This window comes from Alteromonas sp. D210916BOD_24, assembly GCF_047159385.1.
Classification (GTDB): Bacteria; Pseudomonadota; Gammaproteobacteria; order Enterobacterales; family Alteromonadaceae; genus Alteromonas.
This window is the reverse complement of sequence record NZ_AP038333.1, coordinates 2,197,087-2,211,470: the sequence shown is the minus strand read 5'-3', so window position 1 is coordinate 2,211,470 and position 14,384 is coordinate 2,197,087. Positions and strand designations below refer to the sequence as shown.

15 protein-coding genes are annotated in these 14,384 nt (G+C 45.2%); 13 read left to right on the top strand and 2 right to left on the bottom strand.

Features of this window, described 5'->3' with window-relative positions:
• The 4 genes from prmC (at window position 1) to kdsA (ending at window position 3,915) form a co-directional block, all read left to right on the top strand.
• The gene (prmC, locus tag ACMCM8_RS09595; protein ID WP_412722429.1) at window positions 1-858 is read left to right on the top strand and encodes a peptide chain release factor N(5)-glutamine methyltransferase; all 858 of its coding nucleotides are present in this window, start codon (window positions 1-3) and stop codon (window positions 856-858) included.
• A gap of 111 nt (window positions 859-969) precedes the next feature.
• Entirely contained in the window at window positions 970-2,538 is a 1,569-nt protein-coding gene (locus ACMCM8_RS09590; protein ID WP_412722428.1) for a DUF3369 domain-containing protein, read from the top strand.
• 132 nt (window positions 2,539-2,670) lie between these two features.
• Window positions 2,671-3,042: a SirB2 family protein gene (locus tag ACMCM8_RS09585; RefSeq protein WP_412722427.1), complete on the top strand. Its 372-nt coding sequence runs from the start codon at window positions 2,671-2,673 to the stop codon at window positions 3,040-3,042.
• Between the two features lie 18 nt (window positions 3,043-3,060).
• On the top strand, window positions 3,061-3,915 hold the full coding sequence (gene kdsA / locus ACMCM8_RS09580; protein ID WP_412722426.1) for a 3-deoxy-8-phosphooctulonate synthase: 855 nt from the start codon (window positions 3,061-3,063) through the stop codon (window positions 3,913-3,915).
• Between the two features lie 78 nt (window positions 3,916-3,993).
• Here kdsA and ACMCM8_RS09575 read toward each other — a convergent pair whose 3' ends face one another.
• The gene (locus tag ACMCM8_RS09575) at window positions 3,994-4,272 is read right to left on the bottom strand and encodes a hypothetical protein (RefSeq protein ID WP_412722425.1); all 279 of its coding nucleotides are present in this window, start codon (window positions 4,270-4,272) and stop codon (window positions 3,994-3,996) included.
• Window positions 4,273-4,488: 216 nt separating this feature from the next.
• On the opposite strand from ACMCM8_RS09575, the gene ACMCM8_RS09570 reads away from it, so the two are divergent.
• The 9 genes from ACMCM8_RS09570 to ACMCM8_RS09530 all read left to right on the top strand — a co-directional run bounded on the left by ACMCM8_RS09570 (window position 4,489) and on the right by ACMCM8_RS09530 (window position 13,846).
• On the top strand, window positions 4,489-5,388 hold the full coding sequence (locus tag ACMCM8_RS09570) for a transcriptional regulator GcvA (protein WP_412722424.1): 900 nt from the start codon (window positions 4,489-4,491) through the stop codon (window positions 5,386-5,388).
• Window positions 5,381-6,028 (top strand): alpha/beta family hydrolase, encoded by a 648-nt coding sequence (locus ACMCM8_RS09565; protein ID WP_412722423.1) that lies wholly within the window; start codon window positions 5,381-5,383, stop codon window positions 6,026-6,028. The genes ACMCM8_RS09570 and ACMCM8_RS09565 overlap by 8 nt, the downstream gene beginning before the upstream one ends.
• A gap of 73 nt (window positions 6,029-6,101) precedes the next feature.
• Entirely contained in the window at window positions 6,102-6,527 is a 426-nt protein-coding gene (locus ACMCM8_RS09560) for a DUF423 domain-containing protein (RefSeq protein ID WP_412722422.1), read from the top strand.
• Complete coding sequence (gene rlmM, locus ACMCM8_RS09555) at window positions 6,520-7,617, top strand: 23S rRNA (cytidine(2498)-2'-O)-methyltransferase RlmM (RefSeq protein ID WP_412722421.1); 1,098 nt, start codon at window positions 6,520-6,522, stop codon at window positions 7,615-7,617. The genes ACMCM8_RS09560 and rlmM overlap by 8 nt, the downstream gene beginning before the upstream one ends.
• A gap of 183 nt (window positions 7,618-7,800) precedes the next feature.
• Entirely contained in the window at window positions 7,801-9,888 is a 2,088-nt protein-coding gene (gene fusA, locus ACMCM8_RS09550; protein WP_412722420.1) for an elongation factor G, read from the top strand.
• Between the two features lie 410 nt (window positions 9,889-10,298).
• Window positions 10,299-11,429, top strand: a complete 1,131-nt coding sequence (locus ACMCM8_RS09545) for a hypothetical protein (protein WP_412722419.1) — start codon at window positions 10,299-10,301, stop codon at window positions 11,427-11,429.
• Window positions 11,426-12,499 (top strand): hypothetical protein, encoded by a 1,074-nt coding sequence (locus tag ACMCM8_RS09540; RefSeq protein ID WP_412722418.1) that lies wholly within the window; start codon window positions 11,426-11,428, stop codon window positions 12,497-12,499. The genes ACMCM8_RS09545 and ACMCM8_RS09540 overlap by 4 nt, the downstream gene beginning before the upstream one ends.
• A gap of 11 nt (window positions 12,500-12,510) precedes the next feature.
• Complete coding sequence (locus ACMCM8_RS09535; protein ID WP_412722417.1) at window positions 12,511-12,936, top strand: hypothetical protein; 426 nt, start codon at window positions 12,511-12,513, stop codon at window positions 12,934-12,936.
• 25 nt (window positions 12,937-12,961) lie between these two features.
• Window positions 12,962-13,846: a peptidoglycan-binding protein gene (locus tag ACMCM8_RS09530; RefSeq protein WP_412722416.1), complete on the top strand. Its 885-nt coding sequence runs from the start codon at window positions 12,962-12,964 to the stop codon at window positions 13,844-13,846.
• A gap of 83 nt (window positions 13,847-13,929) precedes the next feature.
• Here the strand turns inward: ACMCM8_RS09530 and cynS are convergent, their stop codons facing one another.
• Window positions 13,930-14,379: a cyanase gene (gene cynS, locus ACMCM8_RS09525; protein WP_412727670.1), complete on the bottom strand. Its 450-nt coding sequence runs from the start codon at window positions 14,377-14,379 to the stop codon at window positions 13,930-13,932.
• Window positions 14,380-14,384: the final 5 nt, after the last annotated feature.

The following is a 14,384-nucleotide window of genomic DNA, read 5'->3' as shown; positions in this document are numbered from 1 at the left end:
ATGCGAATTGATGCCGCCCTTGCGTGGGCAACACAACAACTTGAGGGCGGCGAATCGCCCTCTGTTGATGCCAAAGTGCTGTTGGCCCATGTTCTTGATACGTCTCAAACCTACCTATTTACTTGGCCCGACAAGACCCTGTCGGAAGACGCAAAAACACAATTTGAGCAGGCCATTGCCAGACGACAAACCGGCGAGCCAGTCGCTTATATTATAGGTAAGCGAGATTTCTGGACACTCTCACTGCAAACTTCTGTACATACGCTGATCCCAAGACCTGATACCGAAGTGTTGGTAGAAACCGTACTTAATTGGGCAAGGCAACGGCAGGCTCAAGTGAATAAAAATGACGACGTACTGACCTTGTGCGATTTAGGTACAGGCACTGGCGCAATTGCATTGGCGTTGGCTAGTGAGTTACCCACAAGCCGCGTCACCGGTGTAGACTTTCTTGAACAGGCAGTGCAACTGGCTGGGCAAAATGCAAAAGCCAATCACATTACTAATGCCCATTTTTTGCAAAGTGACTGGTTTTCATCCCTCGACAATCAACGCTTTGATGCCATTGTTTCCAACCCGCCCTACATAGAAGATAGCAGCCCTTACTTGTTAGAAGGGGATGTACGTTTCGAGCCATCATCGGCGCTTACCTCTGGTGAAGATGGACTAGAGGATATCAGACACATTATTGCATTGGCGCCAAAGTATTTGAAAGAAGCCGGTCTACTGGCGTTTGAGCACGGCTTTGATCAGGCCGCCCCAGTTCAAGCGTTATTGCAACAAGCGGGATTTGAACAGGTCTCTACCGCTAAAGATTACGGTGGAAACGATCGGGTGACGTGGGGAGTGCTCTGCTAAGACCTGGGTAACGGTGCTGGATGTCTGACTTGCTTATATTTTGTTTTGCATTAATATGAGGTTAATAAAAAGTCTGAATATAACAGCCTCTTACATTACAGGACGTACCAAATGAACGATGATTTTATTTTCGCTGATGACGACGACGAAAATGAACTAGACGACCTTGGTAGCTGGAAAGTACTAATTGTTGATGACGAGCCCGAAGTCCACACCGTCACCAAGCTTGCGCTAAATGATTTCTGCCTTAATGGTAAATCACTTGAGTTTATCAGTGCTTATAGTGGTGAAGAGGCTAAACAGTGCTTTAGAGAACACAGCGATATTGCAGTGGTACTGCTTGATGTTGTCATGGAAACCGATGACGCAGGCTTAAAAGTTGCTGAATATATTCGCAACGAATTAGACAACCATTTCACTCGAATCATTCTGAGAACGGGGCAACCCGGTCAGGCACCAGAAAAAGACGTTATTATTAACTACGATATTAACGACTATAAATCAAAAACCGAACTTACTGCGCAAAAATTATTTACCGTCATCATAGCTGCACTGCGTTCTTATCGCGATATTATCGTGATTGAAGAAAATAGACGGGGGCTGGAGAAAATCATTGATGCATCGGTGGATTTATTTTCTTCCCGTTCGTTAGAAAAGTTCATGCAAGGAATTATTCAGCAGCTGGCATCTATTCTGGGGTGCTCTAAAGACGCAGCTTATATTACAACCGCCGTGGCCACTACCTCTCGTACCCTTAACAACTTTAACGACAAGATGGGTAAAGACGAATTGTATGTATTTGCGGGCAACGGTGAATATGCACACAAAGAGGGTATTCCTCTTAAAGATGCGATAAGTGCCCAGGAATACGCCATGTGTCAAAAGGCCATGCGTGATAAGCAGATTGTGTATGCTGAAGATCACGTTGTGGCCTACTGTAATAGTCGTTCCCATAAAGGCGCTTTGCTATACCTTTCAGGGTTACCTCGGCGAATTGGCGAAAGCGACAGGCATTTGGTGAAGCGTTTTTCAGACAGCGTGCAACTGGCTTTTGATAATGTGCTTAAAACGGTAGACGTGGAGGCCACGCAGCGTGAAATTATCGAACGGCTTGGCAAGGCGTTGGAATATGACGCTGATACTTCCAACCACATTAAGCGTATGACCGAAATGGCCATGTTGTTAGCGGAAAAAGTGGGGTTGAGTGAAAAGACTATTCACGAACTAAAATTGGCCATTCCACTTCACGATATTGGTACCTCGGTAGTACCCAAGTCTATCTTGCAGAAGACCACACCGTTAACGGAAGATGAAAAGTTTGAAATTCGTAAGCATGCCGAGTTTGGTTATCAAATTCTCAAGAATTCCAGTCGACCAACCATTCAGCTGGCAGCCACACTTGCCAAACAGCACCATGAACGGTGGGATGGAAAAGGCTATCCAGACGGACTGGCTAAAAAAGACATAAAAATCGAAAGCCGAATTGCCACGCTAGTTGATGTGTTCGACGCACTGCTAAATGCGCGTCCGTATAAACCTGCATGGGACATTGAAAAAGTGACCGCCGTATTAAAAGAAGAAAGTGGTAAACATTTCGACCCGGCACTTGTAAAAGTGCTGCTAGATGATTTGCCAGCTTTTCTAACCATACAATCACACTACCCAGACGCTAAAAATTAACGGGACACTGGGTTTCAAAACCTCCATAATAACAGGTGCTTTACAGCACCTGTATTTTTATAATGACAATAAAAAAGCCACTATAGCGATATTGTTGTCGCTCTGGGCTAAACGACGAACAGGAAACAATATATGTATATGATGGCAAAACACCTGCATTTAACTGCAGTGGGATTAAGTATTCTTTTTTTCGTATTCAGATTCGTGTGGTCCCAGTTTGACGCTACTGTACTGTCTAAGAAATGGGTAAAGATCCTACCGCATATTATTGATACCGTTTTGCTTGCCAGCGCGATTTGGCTGTGTGTTATCCTTTCACAATACCCGCTAGTCAATGCGTGGTTAACATTCAAAGTTATCGGTGTAGTGCTGTATATCGTATTTGGTTTATTTGCGCTTAAAAAAGCCAAAACTGCACTGGGACGTTGGAGCTTCTTCATCGCAGCGTTAGTAGTACTGATGGCTACGGCTATGGTAGCGGTAACCAAACAACCTCTCTTTTAGTAATTATTGGATATTAAGATGTCTGAATCTCAACAGATTATTCGTGTTGGCGACGTTGAAGTTGCTAACCATCTGCCATTTGTATTATTTGGCGGAATGAACGTTTTAGAATCTCGCGATCTTGCCATGCGCATTGCGGAACACTACGTGGAAGTCACCCAAAAACTCAATATCCCTTATGTGTTTAAAGCGTCTTTTGACAAAGCGAATCGCTCGTCTGTGACCTCGTATCGCGGTCCAGGGATGGAAGAAGGCCTGCGTATATTTGAAGAAATTAAATCGACGTTCAATGTGCCGCTTATCACTGACGTACATGAGCCTTATCAAGCGGCACCAGTGGCCGAAGTTGTCGATGTCATTCAATTGCCGGCCTTTTTAGCCCGTCAGACTGACCTAGTAGTGGCCATGGCGAAAACCGGTAATGTGATCAATGTGAAAAAGCCTCAGTTTTTGGCACCTCATGAGATGCGTCACATTATTGGAAAATTGAGCGAAGCGGGTAACGATAAGGTCATTTTATGTGAACGTGGTAGCTGCTTTGGCTATAACAACCTGGTCGTTGATATGCTGGGTATGGATGCCATGAAAGAATATGCGCCAGTTATTTTTGATGCCACTCACGCCTTACAGATGCCTGGTGGACGTGCTACGTCTGCAGATGGTCGTCGAGCTCAGGCTGCACAGCTAGCAAGAAGCGGTATGGCACTGGGGCTGGCCGGTTTGTTTATAGAAGCTCACCCTAATCCAGATGAAGCGAAGTGCGATGGCCCTTGTGCACTGCCATTAGCCAAATTGGAGCCTTATCTGGCTCAGATGAAAGCGTTAGATGAGTTAGTGAAAGGGTTTGATGCGTTGGATACCAGCAATACGTAAGAAGCGTAATAGGTCAGGTAATTGATGATGGCGTATGCCGGTGCGAGCACCGGCATGCGTATCAGGTGTGAGAGGGTTTTATTCGCTTTCGGCGACACTCACACGGTTTTCACGTTTGCTCATGGCGAGCAAGTCTTCGTGAAGTTTAATTTGCGTTGCTTCTGCCAAAATGGCTTTAGATTGTTTCTTAACCACGATATGTGCATCGTTTTCTGGCAATACATCTGCCATTTTGACACTGGTCATGGCAGTATTTATTAACGACTGAAGATTGATCTTTTCTGGTTGTGCGTTAGCATTTGCAGCTGCACTGACAAATGCCATGACAGAAACGCTGGCTAAAAGTAATTTTTTCATTTTCACACCTAATAAAAATAATTAAAAAATTGTTTTTGATTGTTAAATTGTTTAACAATTGTTCATCGTAAAGTTCTGAAATTAAAAAGCCTTTTTTAATTTCGGGGAAATTATAAACAGTGGTGTGTAAATAATAAAACGAGTAAAAGTATGGGTTTTCATTAGAAAATCTAATGTATGTGTCATGCTGTGGTCACATTGGATTGAATAGTATTTATGCACCGACGTTTACCCCCGTTAAATGCGCTGAAAGCCTTTGAGGCTGCGGCCCGTCACCTGAGCTTTACCAAGGCTGCAGATGAACTTTTTGTGACGCAGGCTGCGGTGAGCCACCAAATAAAAGCGTTAGAAGAATTCTTATCCATGAAATTATTCTTACGGCGCAACCGTACCTTGTTGTTAACTGAAGAGGGCCAAGCTTACTTTTTAGAGTTAAAAGACATCTTTAAAAATCTGCAGGAAGCCACTGAGCGCCTGTTAGCTAAAGGGAGTAAAGGGGCGATTACTGTGGCTATGCCACCTAGCTTTGCCAGTCAGTGGTTAGTACCCCGTATTCACAAATTCAGTTTGGCTCACCCTGATATTGACGTAAGAATTAAAGCGGTTGATTTTGATGAAGGCTTTTTAGAAGAAGACGTTGATGTCGCGATATATTATGGCAAGGGGCGCTGGGCTGGCTTGCAGGCCGATCAGTTACACCGGGAGTTTCTCACGCCGTTGTGTTCACCGATGCTGTTTCAGGGGCCCAAGCCGCTGTCTGATCTTTCCGATCTTCGCCATCACGTCCTTCTGCACGATATGAGTCGTACTGCGTGGAAGAACTGGTTAAAGCACGTAGGCGTACTAGGCGTAAATGTTAACCATGGTCCCGTATTCAGCCACTCAATGCTGGTTCTGCAAGCCGCTGCGCTAGGGCAGGGCATTGCGTTGGGCAATACGGTATTAGCGCGACCAGAAATTGAAGCGGGAAGACTTGTGATGCCGTTTGAAGAGCGGGTTGAAAGTAAAGATGCCTTTTATCTGGTGTGTGAAGAGTCACAAGCTGAACTGGGAAAAATTGCGGCGTTTCGGGATTGGATCCTGGCGCTGGTAGAAGCAGAGCAAGACGATGTTTGATATAGAAGTTAAGCGCGCCACCCAACCTGTAGCCAGATTAATACTTGCCCATGGCGCAGGTGCAGGAAAGGAACATGATTTTATGCAGCAAATGGCTGAGCGCCTGACAGCCTTGCAAGTAGAAGTTGTGCTATTCAACTTCCCCTACATGCAGACGATTAAACAGACGGGCAAACGAAGACCGCCAGATAAAGCAGAGAAATTGCTTTCTCATTTTGACAGTGTCATTGCGCAAACTAATGCGACAGCAGATGACCTACCTACCTTTATTGGTGGTAAATCAATGGGAGGACGCATGGCCAGCATGCTGCTTGCCAATCAACAAGATGGATCGAATAGGGTACTCGGCGCCATCGCCCTAGGTTATCCCTTTCATCCTCCCGGTAAGCCGGAGAAAACACGCACCGCCCATTTGGTTGAACTTGATAAGCCTATGCTCATTATTCAGGGAGAAAGAGACACCTTTGGCACGCAGTCAGAGGTGGAGTGTTATACGCTTAGTAATACCATTGAGTGTGCGTTTTTAAACGATGGCGATCACAGCTTTAAACCGCGTAAGGCCAGTGGCTACACCCTCGATGACCATATTGCGCTTGCTGCTGAGCTGGTAGCTGCCTTTATTAACCGTCATAGCCAATAAAAACCGGTGAATAGGGTATAACCCCTTCAATTGACCAACACGTATTTACATCATTGTTTATGGAATTTTAGTCATGCAAGAACGCGACAGGGAAACTAACGGGTTTCCTCGCTTTTATCTTATCATCGGTGCGGCGCTTGCCGGTTTAGCCGTTATTTTAGGGGCATTTGGCGCCCATGGGTTAAAAGGCATAGTGACGCCAGCCAGTTTAACGACCTTTGAAATAGGTGTGCGTTATCAAATGTATCACGCCCTTGCGTTACTGCTGCTGCCCGCACTACTGCGCTATACCAACAGTGTATGGTTAACCCGCAGTGCAATGTGTTTTGTGGTGGGTTGTTTACTATTTAGCGGTAGCCTATATGCGTTAGCGTTGACTGGCGTAAAGTGGTTTGGCCCCATCACGCCATTAGGTGGACTGTTTTTCATTTTTGGATGGAGTGCCTTAGTGGTTGCGTTTGTACGTGGGGGCGAAACCGTGAGGAATTCTCATGAGTAGTGCCCGCGTTCTAGCCTATTGTCGGCCTGGTTATGAAAATGATACGGCCAATGAGCTAACAACCCGCTATGGCGAAGCAAGTATTTTTGGCTACCCAGTATCAAAGAAAAACAGCGGGTTTGTCAGTTATCACCTATACAGTGACAATGAGCTTGAGAAAGCCATTTCTACCTTCGACGTACACGACAGTATTTTCCCTCGCCAGTTAGTGGCCGTGTTTACTAGCATTAACGATGTGGAAAAAGAAGACCGAGTAGGGCAGGTGTTAAATGCGCTCAACGAGGTTGAAAAACCTTTCGCTCACTTTGGGGCGGTTGACGTTGAATACCCAGACACGGAAGAGGGGAAGACGCTTGCCAAGTTTTGCCGCAAATTTACCGTGCCATTACGGCAGGCGCTTCGCAAAGCAGGGTGGCTGACGGCGAAAGAAAATAGTGGTAAACCGAAACTGCATATATTCTTCGAGTCATTTGAAATCTGCCATATTGGCTATACATTACCCGGGTTTGCCAGTCGCGACCATTTGGGTATTTGTCGATTAAAATTTCCCAGTGATGCGCCCAGTCGTTCTACGCTTAAGTTGGAAGATGCCTTAGTGAACATGCTCAGTGAAAAGCAGCAGGCGAAAGTGCTTCGCAGCGGTGGACGAGCGGTAGACTTAGGCGCGTGTCCCGGTGGTTGGACATATCAGCTGGTGAAACGGGGCATGTATGTTGAAGCCATTGATAACGGTTTGGTTGCCGATAGTTTAATGCAAACTGGCTTAGTCGAGCATCATGCGGCAGATGGCTTTACCTATCGTCCACAATTTGGTCGCGTTGATTTGCTGGTATGTGATATGATAGAGCAACCCGATAGGGTAGCTAAATTGATGGGCGACTGGCTGGTTAAACACTGGGCAACGCACGCGATATTCAATTTAAAGCTACCTATGAAACAACGTTATGAAACTGTAGTTGAAGCCATGACGTTGCTAAGAAGCCGATTAAATGCCTTGGAAGATGCATTTGCGGTGAAGGTGAGGCATCTCTACCACGACAGAGATGAAGTTACAGTAACAATTGTTCGCACTTCAAAAGATGAGGTGTGATTTTGTTATTTTTCAAAAAAGTGTCATTAATTAATAAGTTATTGATACTAAAAGAAAAGAATTAATGGTGGCGCGGATTTTAGCAAACGAATTTAAGGTTTATGCTAAAAAAGGTGTAAATCTGGTACAGAAATCCTTTATAATCCGGCCGTTTTTTTACTCTGAACCAATGAAAGTGAACTAATGTCAGACTTATCTTTATACAGAAACATTGGTATTTTCGCCCACGTAGACGCGGGTAAAACTACCACAACAGAGCGTATCTTGAAGCTTACTGGTAAAATCCATAAAACTGGTGAGGTTCACGATGGTGAATCAACTACTGACTTCATGGAGCAGGAAGCTGAGCGTGGTATTACCATTCAGTCAGCAGCGACGACCTGTTTCTGGAAAGATCACCGCATGAACATCATCGATACTCCGGGACACGTTGACTTCACAGTTGAAGTTTACCGTTCACTTAAAGTACTAGACGGTGGTATCGGTGTATTCTGTGGTTCTGGTGGTGTTGAGCCTCAGTCAGAAACTAACTGGCGTTACGCTAACGAATCAGAAGTTGCACGTGTAATCTTCGTAAACAAACTAGACCGCATGGGTGCAGATTTCTACCGTGTTGTTGGCCAGGTTAAGAAAGTACTTGCTGCTAACCCACTAGTAATGACACTTCCAATCGGTATCGAAGACGACTTCAAAGGTGTTGTTAACCTTCTAGATATGAAAGCGTACATCTGGGACGATTCAGGTCTTCCTGAAAACTACGAAGTTGTAGATATCCCAGCGGATATGGTTGAAAAAGCGCAAGAATACCGCGAGCAAATGATCGAAACTGCTGTTGAGCAAGACGACGATCTAATGATGGCGTACATGGATGGCGAAGAGCCGTCTTTAGAAGACATCAAGCGTTGTATCCGTAAAGGTACACGTGATATGTCTTTCTTCCCAACTTACTGTGGTTCTGCTTTCAAAAACAAAGGTATTCAGCTAGTTCTTGACGCAGTAATCGACTTCCTACCTTCTCCAACAGAAGTTGATCCACAAGATCTAACTGACGAAGAAACAGGTGAGCCTACTGGTGAAGTAGCAACAGTATCTGTTGACGAGCCGTTCCGTGCACTAGCGTTCAAAATCATGGATGACCGTTTCGGTGCCTTGACTTTCGTACGTATATACTCTGGTAAGCTAAACAAGGGTGACACCATCCTTAACTCTGCTACTGGTAAAACTGAACGTGTTGGCCGCATGGTAGAAATGCACGCGAACGACCGTACTGAATTATCATCTGCACAGGCAGGTGACATCATTGCTATCGTAGGTATGAAGAACGTTCAAACTGGTCACACGCTATGTGATCCGAAGAGCCCTTGTACACTAGAGCCAATGATCTTCCCTGAGCCAGTAATCTCAATTGCGGTTAAGCCAAAAGATAAAGGCGCTAACGAAAAGATGTCTCTTGCTATTGGTAAACTAGTAGCAGAAGATCCATCTTTCCAAGTTGAAACTGATGAAGAATCAGGCGAAACCATCCTTAAAGGTATGGGTGAGCTTCACCTAGATATCAAAGTAGATATCTTGAAGCGTACTTACGGTGTTGAGCTAGAAGTAGGTCAGCCTCAGGTTGCTTACCGTGAAACTATCACGCAAGCCGTTGAAGACAGCTACACGCACAAGAAGCAGTCTGGTGGTTCTGGTCAGTTCGGTAAGATTGATTACCGCATCCGTCCTGGAGAAACTAACTCTGGCTTTAAGTTCGTATCTACCGTTGTTGGTGGTAACGTACCTAAAGAATTCTTCCCTGCCATTGAAAAAGGCTTCAAGGGCATGATGGAAGTAGGTCCTCTAGCGGGCTACCCAGTACTAGACGTTGAAGTTGAACTATTCGACGGTGGTTTCCACGCAGTTGACTCATCAGCAATCGCGTTCGAAATCGCAGCGAAAGGTGCATTCCGTCAGTCAATGCCAAAAGCAGGTCCTCAAATTCTTGAGCCAATCATGAAAGTGGACGTGTTTAGCCCAGAAGACAACGTGGGTGACGTAATCGGTGACCTTAACCGTCGTCGTGGTATGATCAAAGACCAAGAAGCTGGCGCAACTGGCGTTCGCATCAAGGCTGACGTACCACTATCAGAAATGTTTGGTTACATCGGTCACCTACGTACTATTACATCTGGTCGTGGTCAGTTCTCTATGGAATTCAGCCACTACTCAGCATGTCCTCAGAACGTAGCTGATAAAGTAATTGAAGAAGCAAAAGCACGTAAAGCAGCTAAGTAATTAGCCTTGTGCCTGGAGCGCTAATGTGTAGTTAGGGCTCCCTTCTACTACATTGAAAGCCGGTCTTATGACCGGCTTTTTTATGCCTGAAAGGATCATCCAAGCGCCACTCATACAGCCTTACGTGTTGCTTAAATAGAACACTCAAACCTTGCGCCTCGTCTATTGCCTGAAACTCACTTGGCACGAACAGAAAACCCGTATCGCATGGTTTATACGCCCCAGTGATTTTCCTCCCGAGCTTTTATAGTCAATGGCTACAGTTGAACGTCAAATTAGAATTATTTGGTGATTGTTTAAAAAGTGAACTATTCTGTTAAGTGTAACCCCTTACTTTTATAACGAAAAAGCGTATCTAGGTTAACCGTTAGCCTGTAGTTGATTTGAATGCTCGCCAGGGATGTAGGTTTATGCATAACACGACTTCGACCAAACGACCCGGACAAACCTTTGTCCATTTTCTCCTTATTGCGACTGTAGCGTGGATCATCCTGTACATCTTGCTGCATTTGGCTATCGATCCAGAAGGCCGGTTTGCTAAAAACAATGTCAATGACGCGTACTACCTGACTGCTCAGGGGGAGTTTTTATTATTTGATGCCACTACATTGACCTGGAATGTAGGCAAAACCAAAGCGACCCCCATTCTGCAGCGATTAGATGAGCGTAATGTCACTATCCGCCAGTTAATGAAAAACCTTCGCATTGATGCGTACCGGCTTAAGGAAAGTTTAGACAGCGAGTTAGTCAACTTCACAATTTCAGGCGAGGCGCATCCCACCTATTTGATTGAAGTGGCTTTAAACGCGGGGACGGATGATAGCTGCACAACCGCCACAACTTCGTGCTATCAACCTACATGGGATGCGCCTTTGCGCAAAGTGTCAGCCTTATATTTAGAACTGCAAAATCTAGAGGGACATCAGGAGTCGAATGCCGCGCTTACCCGCTTAACCGGCTATTTATCTCAACTTAAGCAGCAATCATATGCGCAATATATTGATGCCAGTGCTTTACGAGCAAGTCGTGCCCAGTCTTTTTTTTGGTCAAGTCCTGAAGGGAGTTCAGCTGAAATCATATTCTTCGCGGTATTCGGCGTGCTGGCTAACCTACTGGTTAACTCTGCTGAGTATTTAAGAAACAATAATTTTAAACAGAATGAGCGTTGGGTTGCTTATACCAAGTTAGTGTATGGCCCAATTATCGCTTGGATCCTGGTCACGGCAATTGCAGTCGGGTGGCTAGATTTGGGGGAATATCAAATTGGCACGTATAGTCTACCTCTACTGGCCTTTGTATTGGGTTTTTATTCGCGGAAAACCGTTAACCTATTCAGTCGATTTGGCGATCATTTACTGGGTAAAGCCAGTGAATCCATTGAAAAGGGGCCAGCTGAAATATTGGCAAGTCGGCAGGCCTATCAGGCGCAGTTTCTCAATACACAACGTCCCCGTTCATATCAGGATCTGAAACAAACGGCGTTTGATATTCAATATGAAATAGTGAAAACGGAAGTGATGGAAATGGAGGCGCGCAAATGAAAATTAGCGTAATGCTTATTATGTTTCTAATAGTGTGTGGCTGTCGTTCCACAGACACTGTTCCCCGTCTTCACGAGGCGCTTAATAAAGAAGTCGATTTTTTGCACAAACGCCATATTGAAACCATTGAAGCGTATGGTACGTCGCTGCAGCAAACCAAATCTGACATTACTTCTATCAGTAGCGCGCTGGAGGCGTCAGAGCGTGAACGTTTGTCTGCGTTAAGTCAGCGCAACCAGTCAACGCAAAATGTGTTGGTCAGTGAAGTACTTAGTCGATATGACCAGCGCGTTTACGATGAAATTACCGCCGCCTTTGATCAGACTCTCGAAGCGGTGTTTTGGCCGAACATTGTGAATAATCAAAATGCCTATCGCGATAAAGAAGAGGCATTGGGGGCGCAACTTGCTGCCCATCAGTGTCACAAAGCCAATAGTGGGTGTAGTGATATCGGCTTTGATAATTACCGCAAACTCGCCGAACAATATCGCACTTACGGCGTGCTTAGTGAGTACATTATTCATCTGGGTTACAAACAAGAAAGTGAAATCTGGCAGCGATTGACAGAGTTAACCCACCAATTTAAGCAGTCAGCGAAAGCCCAGGCACAACAGGTGTCAATAAAGACTAATGGCAGTGAAGATTTACTACAGCCTTTGAAAGGCCAACTTAATGTAGTGACTGAGAAATTGGATTCCGGTATTGATGAGTTGCAACAAGAGCGCAATGCGATGACAGAACACTGGACGATAACGAAGCAGTCGTTAGTACTATTACAGCAAGAGATTAACAAACCTGAAGTGTGGGAGCTCATTTTGGCGGGGGGAACCGAGCGTGTAAAAGACGAAGTGGCTATTTACACCAGTGCCATTCAAGAGACAGTGGGCGGTATAGCGGGGGCGCCTGTTGGTAATGTCGCAGCCACCCTTTTTGATCAGACAGTAAATGGCATTGTAGATGATAGTGTAAGGTCACTGGGCAGATCGATAGAGATGCTTTTCAGTAACGCCGAAAACCAAGTACAAAGTGAAGTGACTGATTTCTTGCAGTTAAACAAACTTAATCCATAGGGAAAGATGATATGCCGACATTCAGACCGCCCAATATTGATCCAGCTTTAAGCCAAGATGCACAACAGGTTGTTAGTGCTGCGGCTGCTAAAATGGATGAGTGGTTAACCAATGCATTTAAAAACCTTGAGACTGATTTAGCCAGCGACCTCGACGACTTGCAGGCAAAAATGCAAGCAGAGCACGAACAGTTTATTGCCGAGGAGCGTAAGCACAGTGAAGCCCTGATTGAACAAATAAAACGTTTAAAAAGCGCAGGGAACAACCTTACGCCTTTAGATCCTGAGCAAAAAGACGTCATGGATCAGCTGGCGCAACTGACGACACAAGCAGAAAGTGAATTAAAAGCCAGAGAACAACGGTGGAAGGAGTTCGGTAATAAAACCACTTCACTTGCCATTAACGGGGTGAAAACCCTGTTAAAAGGTATTATTTAACGGCATTACGTAAAGGCAAGACAACATGCTCAAACTTGATGATGGCTTTGCCAGAGGCCGCCCCGACTGCAAAGCGGAAGTAATGCATTTACAGCGCTGTTTTAACAAGCTGTCTATTCACATGGAGGTGGATGGTTTTTTTGGTGTGAGTACACAATTAGCGGTGGCAGAGTTTCAGCAAGTACAAGGTTTACCTGTGACAAAAGTGGTCGACAATGCGACCTGGCTTCGCATTGAGCAACTATTGTTTGATCACAGCCAGTCGACTGGATCTTCAAATCCATCAGACAACCCTCAAACTGATAAAAATGATGCGGTTTCAAGTACGCCAACTAGCGACCTTTGGACATTGTTTCGCGGTGATCTAGCTTGGTTACATGACAGAGAAGGGCATGCTGGTAAAGCATACTGGCCGGGCAGCGCATCGGGGATTACCCTCGACCCCGGTTTTGATTTGGGATATCAAGAGCCCGAAGAATTGATAACGCATTATGCGTCCATACTTAACCCTAATCAGCTTGAGGCATGTAAAGGCGTTTTAGGATTAAAGGGGCGGGGGGCGAAAACATGTCTCAATCAATCCCTTGATCTATTGAGCATTCGAATATCGAAAAACCAAGCGCTTAAGGTGCTACCCCACATTGCAAAGCCTTATTGGGTGGCAGTGACAAAGCGCTTTCCTATGGTGAAGGATGTCAGTTGTCCGGGGGCAGTACATACTGCCTTGTTATCACTGGCGTTTAATCGTGGGCCAAACAATGATGCGCTGGCATGTTTACATGCGCCGCTTGCGCAACAGGACTGGCAAGCCTGTGCGACAGAAATTGGTAATATGCAGCAAGATCACGCGCTTGCTGGCATACGCAAGCGCCGGAAAATGGAAGCTGAGTTGATTACAAAGAGCTTGTAGCAATAGATTACCGTTAACTGGGCTTATACTATTGCTTTGCCAAACCTTTTCAATCTTGTTTTTTGATGTGCCTTGGCAGGATATTAATACATTTTGTAAGGTAAGAATTTACCTGACATTACTACACTGACGCGATCACCTTTCGGGTCATTTTCTCGCTGTAAGTCCATTGAAAAGTCAATCGCACTCATGATGCCGTCGCCAAATTCTTCGTGGATAAGCTCTTTAAGTGTGGTGCCGTATACGTTCACTAATTCGTACCAGCGATAGATAAGTGGGTCGGTTGGCACTTCAGTGGGAAGAGACCCTTTGTAAGGAGCAATTTGTAGCCATGCTACTGCTTCATCGCTTAACGCCAATAATTCGCCTACCGCGGTTGCCTGTTGTTTAGTCATCGCCATCTGACCTAAACACGCTGCGGTGCTCCATTCCTTCGATTGGCCAACCACTTCTGCAATTTGACTCCATTTAATACCTTTGAGAATTTTTGCTGACTGGATCATATCGGTAACTTGTGTGCGTGATGTAATCATCATTT